At 44.5% G+C, this 12,787-nt stretch carries 11 protein-coding genes; 5 read left to right on the top strand and 6 right to left on the bottom strand.

The window, feature by feature from the left end:
* Nucleotides 1-65 precede the first annotated feature (65 nt).
* The 5 genes from F461_RS0101305 to F461_RS0101325 form a co-directional block, all read right to left on the bottom strand.
* Complete coding sequence (locus F461_RS0101305; RefSeq protein ID WP_019999358.1) at nucleotides 66-1,172, bottom strand: NADH:flavin oxidoreductase; 1,107 nt, start codon at nucleotides 1,170-1,172, stop codon at nucleotides 66-68.
* Between the two features lie 157 nt (nucleotides 1,173-1,329).
* Nucleotides 1,330-2,238, bottom strand: coding sequence for an EamA family transporter RarD (gene rarD, locus F461_RS0101310; RefSeq protein WP_019999359.1), 909 nt, complete (start codon nucleotides 2,236-2,238; stop codon nucleotides 1,330-1,332).
* 82 nt (nucleotides 2,239-2,320) lie between these two features.
* A complete protein-coding gene (locus tag F461_RS0101315; protein WP_019999360.1) occupies nucleotides 2,321-2,872 on the bottom strand; it encodes a hypothetical protein in 552 nt (183 codons plus the stop codon).
* 163 nt (nucleotides 2,873-3,035) lie between these two features.
* Nucleotides 3,036-4,151 (bottom strand): hypothetical protein, encoded by a 1,116-nt coding sequence (locus tag F461_RS0101320; protein WP_143154858.1) that lies wholly within the window; start codon nucleotides 4,149-4,151, stop codon nucleotides 3,036-3,038.
* Nucleotides 4,152-4,828: 677 nt separating this feature from the next.
* On the bottom strand, nucleotides 4,829-5,686 hold the full coding sequence (locus tag F461_RS0101325) for a hypothetical protein (protein ID WP_019999362.1): 858 nt from the start codon (nucleotides 5,684-5,686) through the stop codon (nucleotides 4,829-4,831).
* Between the two features lie 199 nt (nucleotides 5,687-5,885).
* Here F461_RS0101325 and F461_RS0101330 point away from each other — a divergent pair, with 199 nt between their 5' ends.
* From F461_RS0101330 to F461_RS0101345, 4 genes are all read left to right on the top strand, one after another.
* Nucleotides 5,886-6,776, top strand: coding sequence for a DMT family transporter (locus F461_RS0101330; protein ID WP_019999363.1), 891 nt, complete (start codon nucleotides 5,886-5,888; stop codon nucleotides 6,774-6,776).
* Nucleotides 6,777-7,074: 298 nt separating this feature from the next.
* Nucleotides 7,075-8,169 carry a hypothetical protein gene (locus F461_RS0101335; RefSeq protein ID WP_019999364.1) on the top strand — a complete coding sequence of 365 codons (1,095 nt, stop codon included), beginning with the start codon at nucleotides 7,075-7,077 and terminating at the stop codon, nucleotides 8,167-8,169.
* Between the two features lie 108 nt (nucleotides 8,170-8,277).
* Nucleotides 8,278-8,721, top strand: a complete 444-nt coding sequence (locus F461_RS0101340; protein ID WP_019999365.1) for an alanyl-tRNA editing protein — start codon at nucleotides 8,278-8,280, stop codon at nucleotides 8,719-8,721.
* An 11-nt stretch (nucleotides 8,722-8,732) separates the two neighbouring features.
* Complete coding sequence (locus F461_RS0101345) at nucleotides 8,733-9,377, top strand: hypothetical protein (RefSeq protein WP_019999366.1); 645 nt, start codon at nucleotides 8,733-8,735, stop codon at nucleotides 9,375-9,377.
* 84 nt (nucleotides 9,378-9,461) lie between these two features.
* On the opposite strand, the gene panB is transcribed toward F461_RS0101345, so the two are convergent.
* The gene (gene panB / locus F461_RS0101350) at nucleotides 9,462-10,319 is read right to left on the bottom strand and encodes a 3-methyl-2-oxobutanoate hydroxymethyltransferase (protein ID WP_019999367.1); all 858 of its coding nucleotides are present in this window, start codon (nucleotides 10,317-10,319) and stop codon (nucleotides 9,462-9,464) included.
* A 323-nt stretch (nucleotides 10,320-10,642) separates the two neighbouring features.
* On the opposite strand from panB, the gene htpG reads away from it, so the two are divergent.
* Nucleotides 10,643-12,529 (top strand): molecular chaperone HtpG, encoded by a 1,887-nt coding sequence (htpG, locus tag F461_RS0101355; protein ID WP_019999368.1) that lies wholly within the window; start codon nucleotides 10,643-10,645, stop codon nucleotides 12,527-12,529.
* Nucleotides 12,530-12,787: the final 258 nt, after the last annotated feature.

The following is a 12,787-nucleotide window of genomic DNA, read 5'->3' on the forward strand; positions in this document are numbered from 1 at the left end:
CGCCGCTTCGCAGCTACCAGCCCCCATGGAGTACGAAATTTTTCATCGTTCCTCAATCAATTTAATTATTCACTTTTTTCAGCACGGGCCAGAGGGCAGAAAAAACCTTCATTTTTAATGAGCACGCTAAAACATTTGTTGCAGCTTATACAATCTGCTCTCCGCAAGTCCCCAGAAGCCCATCGTGTTAAAAGGTTGGGTTCACGTATAAGCGGTCGACTCATGGAAACAAGGTCAATAACCCCTTCTGACAATAACCCTTCAGCTACACTAAAGCTGCGAACCCCGCCCACAAGCATTATTGGCAGCTTAGTATTTTCTCTGACAACACGTGCCGCCTCACGGTACCATACTTCCTTCGTTGGAGAATCAAAACGCCCCACCCGTGTTGATGACGTTGTCGGGCGATTTGTAAGCAATCCACCACTAATCTCAACTGCATCCAACCCCATTGTGGCAAGACCTTGAATAACTCTGACACTGTCCTGTAGTTCAAGACCGTCTTCAACAAAGTCTTCACAGTTAATTTTGAGCATCACAGGATATTTCTCTCCCACAACACGCCGAATAGCTTCATAGACCCGCACCAACGGGCGAATGCGGTTCTCAAGTACGCCGCCGTACATATCGGTACGCTTATTAAAATGGGGAGAAAGAAACTGGCTTAACCCATACCCATGTGCTGCATGAATTTGAAGGCCGTCAAATCCTGCGGCAACTGCTCGCTCCGCCGCCTGCTGGAAGGAATAGACCATTACATCAATGTCATGTTCAGTCATTTCCTGACAAAGTTCGCCATCCCTCATGGCAAAAGGGCTAGGCCCCAATGCAGGCATTCCTGTGATAGCCTGAGCAGCATAACCGCCAGCATGAGCAAGCTGCGCCACAACAGCGCCACCATGATCATGGATTCTGTTAACCATTGAGCGCAGCCCACTGATGTATTCATCTGCAAAAATGGCAAGCTGGCGTTCTCTGGCGCGTCCTTGTTCTGCTACAAACATATGCCCGGTAATAATCATCCCCACACCGCCATCAACCAATTCAAGCATTGCGTCTTCGAGTGCAGGCGTTACAAATCCTTCAGCAGAGGCGAGCCCTTCCCATGTTGCAGAGCGAACCAAACGATTCGGCACGGTCATTCCATTAATTTTTATTTTATCGAAAAACATATTTTCCCCGATTTTCATTAGTTTTATAAGATCACTATGTATAGCCGAATACATCACTTTGAATCAATAACCTTGTTTACTGACTGCAAAAAAGCCGCAAACTCTGTAACACAGGGCTTGCGGCTTCGCTATAGCAAATCAAAATATACGATAAAAGTTACATTTCTTCAGCATGAACAAGTTTTCTTGAGCGTTGCAGCCATCCTTCACCGGAGTACAACGCAAGAGCGCTCCAAATAAACACAAAGGTAAACAGGTGTCCCATCGTAAACGGTTCATTGAACAAAAATACGCCCTGCATAAATGCCAGACTCGGTGCAATGTACTGCAATAATCCAAGAGTAGTAAGACGTAATCTGCACGCTGCAAATGCAAACCACAGCAACGGCAGTGATGTAATAACACCAGCCCCCACAAGATACATATCTGTCAGACGATCAACATGCAAAAATGAAGCGGCCCCCTGCAATTCAAGATGGCCAAGATAGATAAGTACAAAGGGTATCAACAGGACTGTTTCAAACATCAACCCGGCAAGAGATTCAACATCTGCAAGCTTTCTCAGTAACCCATACAAACCAAAAGAAATGGCCAGAGCAAGAGAAACCCACGGAAGGCTGCCGACCATAACAACCTGAGTTGCTACGCCAGCCGCAGCAAGCAATACTGCGCAAAGCTGTATGGGGCGGATAGTGTCCTTAAATATAACAACCCCCAGAAGCATACTTACAAGCGGTGTAATGTAGTACCCAAGGCTTGTTTGCAAGACCATGTCATGATTTACAGCCCAAATATATAAGCCCCAGTTACCACCTACAAGCAAGCCGCTCATAGTAAGAAGAAGCATTGTTTTTTTAGAAGAAAAGATGTTTTTAAATGCGCCCCAATTAGAACGAATTGAAAGCATAATCCCAACAAAAAATAATGACCACAAAATCCTGTGGCACAGCACTTCAAACGCAGGCACATGTGCTACCTGTTTCCAGTACACAGGCGCCATGCCCCAAAAAACAAACGAACAAATGGCAGCAACTACCCCAGCCCTGCCTCGATCATCTTTACACACAATAGTATCCTTTCAACGATGCGTATGCACAGTCATAAAAAAAGCGGGAGCCGAGGCTCCCGCAAAATTTTGCGTTTTGACCCTATCCAAAGGACCTTTCAAAAAGCTCAGCAATTGCCTTCTTACCATTCTCTTCAAGAAAACGGGTACCGGTTGCGGTAAAATGTCGATGTGAAATGGTTGGAGATTCAACTTCAAGCCATTCATTCTTTTCCCAGTGGAACCAAGCATTTTTCGCCTGTCCGAAAACATACAGCGGCTTATTGCAAATCTTAGCAAATTCTGCACCCCAACCAGTGCCGCCTTTAACCGTATTGTCGTCCTGAATAACACCCACAACATACACTTCATGCCCGCTGGAAACTTGCCAGCAAATAGACTGAAGAACCTTGCGGAACAACGGCGCGACAGAGTAAGAACGGCTCATCAAGCGGGACACATACGTAAGACTCACGTCTTTCAGTGCCAGTTCATCAGCGGTCAGAACGCGTAAGCCTCTGGTGCGCTCAAGCATGTGGCCATCAAAGCTGTAGTTAACTTCCTGAAGCCCGTACTTTTCTGCAAGTTCACCAAAGTATGCTTCCGTGCCTCGTGCACCGCCGCTATACAGAATATGTTCTGAAGGATTCGCCATTGTGAGACCTCTCAGGGTTGGATTAAATAAACTGCGCAACTCACGCAAAAGTAACAGTGAGATACGCTATGCAAAAACAGGTGCTTCGTACTCAGAAACCTATCTAAGAGCGTTTTTTTTTACAAGCTATTTCGAACATTGAACCACTCTGGTGTAGATTACACTACACAGCTTCTGATACAGATACCTGTTGCCGCATATACCGGCTCAACCAATGTAAATCACCTATTGTTAATGGTGCAAGGGGGGAAGAAACATGTAATGTTTTAAATACAGCACCGGATACCTGAATAATCTCAACACGCCCTTTTCCGGCTCTTGGAACGGCTATACGAACAGCTCCAACATCTCGTAACTCTAACATTACAAAGGCATACTCTTTCCCCAAAAAGGATCTACCAAACCGTACCATTTCATCATCCCATACGACAAACCCCTTGCCAGCAATCGACCGTATCAGCCGCCAAAGAATCATGTAGGCAAAGAATCCGCATACAAAAAGCAATATCCCACCCGCAATAATACTTCCTTCACCTTCTGAGGCCTTCCATACTCCATAGCCTCCGCCATAAAGCAAGCCGGCTACAGAAAATGTCATTAGCGCAATATACAAATGTCCTGGAGAAAGTGACCATGAAAATCCTTTTTTCCCACCAATAAGACATGGCTTCAGCGCTGAATGTTCTGGCTGTTCATTTTCAACGGATGGAAACACTGGCGCATACTCTGCACGTGAAGTACGCGCAAATCCTACTCCAGCATGATCTTCAATCGCAAACCCTGTTACTTCCGCAATTTTTAATGCAATTGCAGCAAGATCCGGCCCAAGAACAGACCTATCTAATGTTTCGTACCCGGAATCACGCAATATGACATCCAGATGGAACGGATATCGTCCACTGTTCCCTTTCTCAGGTTCAAAATCTGAGGAAACAAGATCCCCTTGAACATTACGCCGTGTGAGTCTAAGTGCGGTAATCATTCCAAACGGAATGGTATATACATCTTTTTTTCGTCTTCCAAGAAAGTATATGCAACTATCAGGCAAACTTATTTCAATAATCCGTTGCTGTCTTCGCAGGATCATTCCAACAGTCATAAATATGAAGCAAAGATATAGCACAGCAAAGCGCACCAACGTAATGCCATTCATCAATACTCCAATAAAACCAAGACAAATTGCACACCCCACAAGCGCACCAACTGCTGTTTGTTGTTCTGCAGATGGCACCAGTCGCAAGGTGGACGAAGATTTTCTTTCTACAGTAGTTAGACTCATACAACAGCAATAACCTGTTGCAATACGTACATCAATTACATTGTTTCTCGTTCATTTGTATTGCACCACACACAGCAAGGGCGATTCTGTTTTAACAGAACCGCCCCGTGTATGTGGTCGTACCGCACACGTTGCCCTCAACTGCGCCGGACAATACTCCGGCTCATTCAGCCCCCTGATAAACTGGCATTCGTCTCACTACGATACCAAAGTATGGAGAGTACAGAGAGGCTGTTCCCCTCGAAAAAATCACAACGAGCTTGAGTGCTTCAAAATTTCCATGAACACTGCATTACTATATTATTGCAGGAAGCATGTTGAACACTCTTTCCATCTTCTTAATATGCATTTTTGACATGTTCAGTTTGTATCAAATATTTTACAATGCCCTTTCTCTTTTTAATACATTTCTATATTCAACTGTAAAAACAAAAAAAGATAGATTGTTTTTCTTATTATCGTACAAATAAAGTAGTAAATAAGACATATAGTCTCTTTTTATCTGTCAAAATAACATAAAAAACAGCTCTACAGACATTAAATACTACATATACATTATGTAAAAGAAATATATTGCAGTTAGGTTAATTCATATCAAACAAAAAAGCGCTTTTATAAAGCACTGATACGTATGTGCTTCATAAAAACGCTTTGAATACAAAATAAAAGAAACTGCATTAATGACCTGAGTATATCTCCCGATATACATCCCGCAACGCATTCCCCCACACAGCTAAATCAAACCCTTTCGGCCCGCCCAGAGAAACAGGCGCATTACCATACCTGTTTAACTGTGCCGCATAAGCTGGTATCAACCATCGTCCAGCCCGACTTGATGCAGCAACATACACTTGAGCCAGTCTTCTATACTGTGCGTCAGTATATGCAGGCTGAGGGATCATCACTTTATGCGTTTCAACAGCATCCCCCGCGTTAGTTCGTATGGGCTGAATAAGGCCGACATGTAAAAAGCGCCCCTTTGCTTTAGCCCCGTCGTCATGAGCCTCAAAGTAGGTAGATCGCAGTGGTTGAAAAAAATCAATTAATGTCGTGGAGTTTCCACTGCGGTCAATTATGACATGCCAACGCCTGCCAAATTGACGCATATTATTTATATGTGGGGAGACATCAATATCCGGCGAAAAGGTTCGAATGCCAAAATCAGGCCCGCCTGAATCGTGCAAAACAAAAAAAATAGCAGACTTTCCACGTGCACGTGAAACTCTGAGATTTAAGGCTCCGCCCAACTCTTTTGCACGCAAACCATACGCTGCAACGTATCCCTCCACCGCCTCAGGGGAAAAGTCAAACTCTCGCCCCACAAGCTCGTCCAACGTTGGAGGTAATCCTTTTTCAAATTCCCTCACCACACCATTTGCATCAATGTCCGGAGTCAAACACAGAGCCTGTTGAACTGCACCACCGCTAAACTGCAGCAGCCCACTATCCCAGTAGCATTTTGTAGCTGACAGAGCAGTCACCGGAATAAGCAATACACACACACTGATCCAAATACTCACCGTACGATTCTTCATGCCTCAACTGTCTTCCTATTCATAGCCTTACAGAGGTCCCACCATCCTGAAATCACTCAACACTGCAACAGCAGCGTGTACATCCACACTAGTCACACAACAGATTAAATAAATCAATTAAAGAGGTTAGACATTTTAATTAAAAACGGCTTACTGTAACCACTTTTCCATGCTACATAGATTCGGCAGGAGAAAATTTATGGATAAATATATTGGATACTTACAAATAATCGCTGCAGCAACACTGTGGGGACTGCTCGGTCCTATTTCCAAATATGGGCTACAAGAAGGAGTTACCCCGCATGAGCTTGCTTTCTGGCGAGCCTCCCTCGGTGCCCTTTTCTTTATCCTCCACTCAGCAAAGCATAAAAACCTTACGGTGCAACGTAAGGACATTCCGGTATTTCTTATTTTCGGCGTTCTTGGTGTTTCGGTATTTTTTGGTTCATACCAGATTGCAATCAAACATGCAGGCGCAGCCGTTTCTGCAATTCTCCTCTACACTGCTCCGATATGGGTAGCTATTTTTTCACGGATCCTTTTCAAAGAAGAACTGACCCCTGTCAAACTAGCTGCCCTTGGACTAGCCCTTACGGGTACAGTTCTTGTTTGTTTCAACGGGCAAAGCGATACTGTTTCACTCCCGCTTACCGGCATATTATTCGGACTTCTTTCCGGCTTTACGTACTCACTGCATTACATCTTCGGCAAAACATTTCTCAAAAACTATCAACCTGCAACGCTCTACGCATGGTGCCTGCCTGCCGGTGCGATTGCTTTGCTGCCATGGGTAACCTTTACAGCCTATTCGCCTATCAAACTTGCCGTCATCATAGGCCTTGCATTCCTATGTACATATCTCGCCTACTATGCGTATTGTGCAGGGCTGCGCCGCCTTGAGGCTACTCAAGCTGCCATTATAGCGACTATCGAACCTGTAGTTGCAGCCGTCCTTGCTGTACTTTGGTGGAATGAGCAACTGACTGCCGCAGCCTATGCCGGCGGTGCTCTGGTTATTTGTGCGGTAATTGTCATCGCCCGCAGTCCCGCAAAACCAAAAAAGTCTGTCATCACCGTTATAAACAATTGATTTTTGTTTTCTGCTGAGCGGAAATTCTTGTTTTTCTTATTTCCCGCACAACAGTCTAAAAAATAAGCAAAAAATTTCTTTATCATCATTTCAGCACCTTACAGGCATTTCTTTTTTTATTTCATCACAAGAATAACACTTCACAACGCATACCCTTAATGCTACCAAGGCTTAATGCGCCATAGTAGTTATGACGTTGAAAATCTGTCATACAAACATTGTACTCTTATAACATCGTATTAATAGGGTGAACGTTTTTTCGGGGATAACCAAGTTAATGATTCCCAAGGGGGGCATCATGTCCGATAAAGAAGTGCAAAAAAAAAATACTACGAATCTCAAACGAGCACTCTGGGCCGCGCTTGTCGTACTTGCAATAGCCCTCACAAGTCTCTGGACATTTAAACCCGAAATTGTTGAGACGGAACAGTACATTGAACCTACTGGTGAAGTAACAACACAAGTGCGCATTCCACTGCGAACAAACATTGAACACCAGCCGACTAAAACAACTTCCGAAACCACACCAACGGCAACATCTGTCGAACCTGTTGCGCCTGTTCATAAAAAAATTACCGAAGATACAGTCGTCCAACCCAGCTTTATTGCAGACTTATCACATCTGCTAGTTAATTCGTACCACCCTAAGGGAAGCCATCCGGCAGCTTCAAAAGAAGCAAAGCTTCTTCTTGATGCAAAAGTCATTAATGTTCATTACGGCATTGAAATGACGGGGCTCTCATGGAGTGGAGATGATCTCGCCATCGGTAGACGTTCTGTCATGCGCTACGCATTGCGTCCCAGCATGATCAACGCACTCTATGCTCTCTATAAACAACGCTTTATTGATGCCATAGATACGGACCTTACCAACATAAAACGTTCTTTTGACGGAAGCGAACGCCCTTTGACGCAGGCCGAACGTAATTCATTTTACCATCTTACAGCAAAACAGTTGCGTGCGACGGCAGGTGTACTTAAAAGCTGTGCAAAAATTAATTCTGCTATGTCTGATATTTCTGCCTGGTTACAGGCTGAACGCGACGTGCTGACCGCGAACCAGAAATTCCAAACAGCACTCCATGACTATCAGGTCTCTAAAAATATGAATGCAACACAGTCCGTAACGGACGCCGCTGAAATGAAAATGAAAGCTGAGGGCGTCGCCTACGAAAAGGCAATCCGTGATCGTGAAGCATACAAAGCGGCCCTTGCCTCCATGATCCGCAAATATAAATGGACAAAAAATCAGGATGATGAAACCAACCTGTACATTGCATCATGGGTTTTCCGCCGCAGCAAGGACTTGTCGAATCCAAAAGAAGTTATGATGACTATTCAGGACAGGCTACTTGATCTCGCGAGCACAATGGATGCTCAAGCCAGCCTTTAAGTTGCAAACAAGAAGCCGCACCAAGTGCGGCTTTTTTTACGTACAAAATTTGACTCCAACGTGACTCTTCAGGCACAACATTTTTTTCATATAACAGGAAAGGGTACCATGGGAAAAAACTACGTTCCTCATATGCACACGGCTGAACATGTTCTTAACGGAACAATGGTCAGCATGTTCGGCTGCGACCGCTGTTACTCCGCTCACATCAACACCAAAAAATCGAAATGCGATTATCACTTCGAACGTCCGTTTACAGAATTCGAAGCCATTGCACTACAATCCGCAGTCAACACGCAGCTCCAACGCAATCTTGAAGTGACTGAAGAAATCATGCCTATTGAACAAGCGCAGGAACGTTACAATCTTTCACGCCTTCCTTCGGACGACATTACAACTATCCGTATAGTCCATATTGGAGACTATGACAGCTGCCCATGTATTGGTGAGCACGTGCAGAATACTTCTGAGCTCGGTGAATTCATCATCAACTCCTACAACTTTGAGGACGGAAGGTTACGAATCCGTTTCAAATGTAAATCTGCTGACTAAACGAGGAAGTCATGCTTCGACGCACACATACCTTATGCACACTTTTTTCTTTTGCCCTGTGCCTGACGATGATCACAGGCTGTTTCAGAAACTCTGCACTTTTCGGCGAACCTGCTACTATCATCACCTCTGGCTATTTTTCAGCCACAAAGAGCTTACCGCCGCAACTGCAGAAAAAATTACCAACGGATTACGTATTCTACACCCCGCAACAAACAACAAACTGTGTTATCCCGCCACAGCAGTTCAGCAAGACAGCATTTAACAATCTCTCACTGAACTTTCTTTGGACAGGAGCACAGCATAATCTGCCAATAGACGGAACCACATACTCAGCCATGCCATCTGCAGGTCAGACTGCCACATACAACGGCACAGAACTTCTTATTACAAGCGAGTTCTGTCAGGAAAACCTTTCACTTCTAGCAGTCCTCGACTGGGACAATAATGGTTACAAGGACTGGCTGGCCCTCTATTCTTACAAGTCCCGAGTACAGCCGGAGACGTCCACAAGACTTCTGCTTATACGTGACATTCAACCAAACAGAATTTTAACAGCAACAGTGCTTTCCGCATCAGAATGCTACGGCAAAAACTGTCAGAAATTTACCGGTCACTCGCTGTCTGAATTTCTCGAGTATCAACCTGCGTATTAAGATTCATTATGCATTGTAAAAAAAGGCTGTCCTTCATATGAAGGACAGCCTTTTTCTCTTTAACCATTTAGAAATAATCATATATTACTTTTCAAACTTTTCCTTTTCATGCTCCGGCATGGCAAAGGAATGCTCTTTTGCCGGAAAGCTGCCTTCTTCCACTTCACGCTTATAATCACTGATTGCAGAAGCTGCGGTCTCGCGCAAGTTTGCATACTGCTTCACAAATTTTGGAACAAAACGATCGAACAGACCAAGGAGATCATGAAAGACTAACACCTGTCCATCACACTCTGCACCGGCACCTATGCCGATTGTCGGTATAGAAAGTTCTTGAGTTATGCGTGCAGCTATTGGAACAGGAATCGCTTCGAGTACAATACAAAAGACACCAGCCGCTTCGAGAGCCTTTGCTTCTTCCAGCAGTGTGTTGGCGGCTTCTGCGGTTTTACCTTGCACTTTAAACCCGCCAAGACTGGCTACCCGCTGAGGAGTCAAACCGATGTGTCCGACTACAGGGATACCTGAGCGAACGAGAGCCGTTACCTGCGGAATAACGCTATGACCGCCTTCAAGCTTTACTGCACGTGCTCCGCCTTCCTGAAACAATCGCGCGGCATTCCGTAACGCGTCCTCGACACTGATTTCGTATGACATGAAGGGCATATCAGCGATAACGAGAGACCTTTTTGTCCCACGCACTACCGCTTTAGTATGATGGACCATTTCATCCATTGTTACGCTAATCGTATCATCACGTCCCAGCATAACCATACCAAGCGAATCGCCGACAAGAATCATATCAATGTCACATTCATCTACAAGCGTTGCGGATGAATAGTCGTATGCGGTTAACATGGTAAGCTTGCGATCACCTTTGCTGTGACGAATATCTAAAGAGGTCAAGGGCTTAACACTTGTTACAGCCGTCTGCTTGCTCATTATCGCTCCTTTTCTATGCACGATGACAAGATGGTAGTCTGCAAGAGCCTGCTCTTACAAACATTCTTCTTCAACCTTGTATGGTCATGATAACACAATAACCAGCCATGAAGGCTGGTGTGGCATAATTTTATACATAAACGGCCACTGTTATATATAGGAATAACGCTCTCGTCGAATCCTAATTAAATCGAAAGAAAGCCATTAACTTTTAAGACCTTCCACTGTTTTTTCTAATCAACCTTGACCTTGGAAATTTCCGATTTATTATTGGCGTAGTATTTTTTTTAAACTTTTATGACATTTCATAGGAGCCTTTTCGTATGTCACAATCATATGAATTTAAGACTGAAGTTCGAAAACTTCTTCATATTATCACTCATTCTCTTTACACCAACCGCGAAATTTTCCTTCGTGAACTCGTTTCCAACGCATCTGATGCTCTCGACAAACTTCGTTTTGCTGAAGCTAAAGGCGAAGAGATTGCGGCTGCCGAGCTTGAACCTTCTATTAATATTGCTATTGATAAAGACGCCAAGACCATTACCATTACCGACACCGGTATAGGTATGAGCAAAGAAGATCTGGTGAACCATCTCGGAACGATCGCCCATTCCGGCTCAGAGCGCTTCCTTGCCGAATTAGCAGAAAGCAAGGACTCTGCAAGTAACATTATCGGCCGCTTCGGTGTAGGTTTCTACTCTGTATTTATGATCTCTGAAGATGTCACTGTTACCACCCGCAGCTACAAACCGGGCTCCGACGGTTTCACCTGGAAATCTGACGGACTTGGCTCATTTGAAATCATCCCTGCAGAAAATGCACCGGAACGCGGTACAGTCATTACCATCAACGTAAAAGATGACGCAGCAGAGTTTCTCGAAAAATTCCGTCTTGAACGTGCTCTAAAACAGCACTCAAGTTTTATTCCATTCCCTATCTACCTCGATGGAGAACATCAGAACACTACTCCTGCATTGTGGCGTGAGCCTAAAAGCTCCATATCCAAAGAACAGTATAAAGAATTCTACAACTACCTCACCTTTGATGACAAAGATCCGATTGCAACAGTACACAGCGCAGTTGACGCGCCTGTACAGTTTACAAGCCTTGCCTTTATCCCGACCTTCGGCCGCGATTTAAGCAGCATCGGCCGCGATGATTACGGTCTTGATCTATATGTGCGCCGCGTCCTTATCCAGCGCGAATGCAAAGACCTGCTGCCGGACTACCTTTCCTTCATTAAAGGGGTTGTAGATACTGAAGATCTTCCGCTGAACATTTCCCGCGAAACGTTGCAGGAAAACGTTCTTATCCGCAAAATCAACCAGACCGTTACCAAACAAATCCTTTCTCACCTTGAACGCATGGCTAAAAACGATGCTGATGTGTACAAGGAATTCTGGAACGTGCACGGTAAAGTGTTCCGTCTTGGTTACAGCGACTATGCAAACCGTGACCGCTTTGCAAAACTTCTCCGCTTCAACTCCTCTACTCATGAGACTGCCGATGAGCTTACCTCTTTTGAGGAATATGTTGAACGCGTTAAAGAAGGCCAGAAATCTGTTTACTACATTTCGGCAACCAGCCGTGAAGCAGCTAAGCTTAATCCGCATCTTGAAATCTTTACCCGTAAAGGACTTGAAGTTCTCTTCCTGTACGAGCCTGTTGATGAATTTGTTATGGATAACCTTGGTAAGTTCGACGAGTTTGAACTCGTGGCAGCTGAGACTGTTAATCCGGACAGCTTAAAAGATTTTGAAGATGTAGTTAAAAAAGAGAAAGCAGAAGAACTGTCTGAAGAAGAAACCGCTACTTTGAGCGATCTTTTGTCACACATCAAAGAACTGCTCGGCGATAAAGTAACCGAAGTTCGCTTATCTGAACGTCTTTCCGGTTCTCCTGCTGTTTTGAGCAGCCCTGATGGCGCAACCTCTTCTATGGAAAAGATCATGCGCATGATGAATCAGGATGAATCCATTCCGAAAAAAGTGTTCGAACTGAATGCAGATCATCCTATCATCCGCAACCTGCTGCGCATCTACAAATCCGATAAAAATGATGGTCTGGTTAAAGAAACTGTGGAGCAGCTGTTTGAATCTTCCCTGTTGCTTGAAGGCTACTTGAAAGATCCACATGCTATGGTTTCCCGCATCAACGATATTCTGGAAAAAGCTGGAAGCTGGTACTCTGAAATTAAAAAAATCTAGCGCCCCTATCGGCGGCAGGCATTGCTTGCCGCCAGGAAATCAGCTTTTTTTGCTAAGCAAGCCTCGTGGTGAGTTAGCATTACACAAAAAAAACGGCGTTTCACATACCACTGTGAAACGCCGATTTTTTTAACCGATGCCATATCGGTGTGCAGAAAAAACTGCATAGACGGGAGGATCATTCGCCAGAAATCACTCCCAAGATCTGAAGCACTACCAACAGATCAAACTCTTAAAAAAAATGCCGGTCTTTTTTAA

Origin of the sequence: Halodesulfovibrio aestuarii DSM 17919 = ATCC 29578 (assembly GCF_000384815.1) — a bacterium.
Lineage (GTDB): Bacteria > Desulfobacterota > Desulfovibrionia > Desulfovibrionales > Desulfovibrionaceae > Halodesulfovibrio > Halodesulfovibrio aestuarii.

Bases quoted from the DNA above. Each gene is read 5' to 3' on its own strand.
- F461_RS0101330 (WP_019999363.1), top strand. From the start codon at position 5,886: ATGGATAAATATATTGGATACTTACAAATAATCGCTGCAGCAACACTG.
- F461_RS0101305 (WP_019999358.1), bottom strand. From the start codon at position 1,172: ATGTTTTTCGATAAAATAAAAATTAATGGAATGACCGTGCCGAATCGT.
- F461_RS0101320 (WP_143154858.1), bottom strand. From the start codon at position 4,151: ATGAGTCTAACTACTGTAGAAAGAAAATCTTCGTCCACCTTGCGACTG.
- F461_RS0101340 (WP_019999365.1), top strand. From the start codon at position 8,278: ATGGGAAAAAACTACGTTCCTCATATGCACACGGCTGAACATGTTCTT.
- F461_RS0101315 (WP_019999360.1), bottom strand. From the start codon at position 2,872: ATGGCGAATCCTTCAGAACATATTCTGTATAGCGGCGGTGCACGAGGC.
- F461_RS0101345 (WP_019999366.1), top strand. From the start codon at position 8,733: ATGCTTCGACGCACACATACCTTATGCACACTTTTTTCTTTTGCCCTG.
- panB (WP_019999367.1), bottom strand. From the start codon at position 10,319: ATGAGCAAGCAGACGGCTGTAACAAGTGTTAAGCCCTTGACCTCTTTA.
- htpG (WP_019999368.1), top strand. From the start codon at position 10,643: ATGTCACAATCATATGAATTTAAGACTGAAGTTCGAAAACTTCTTCAT.
- F461_RS0101325 (WP_019999362.1), bottom strand. From the start codon at position 5,686: ATGAAGAATCGTACGGTGAGTATTTGGATCAGTGTGTGTGTATTGCTT.
- F461_RS0101335 (WP_019999364.1), top strand. From the start codon at position 7,075: ATGTCCGATAAAGAAGTGCAAAAAAAAAATACTACGAATCTCAAACGA.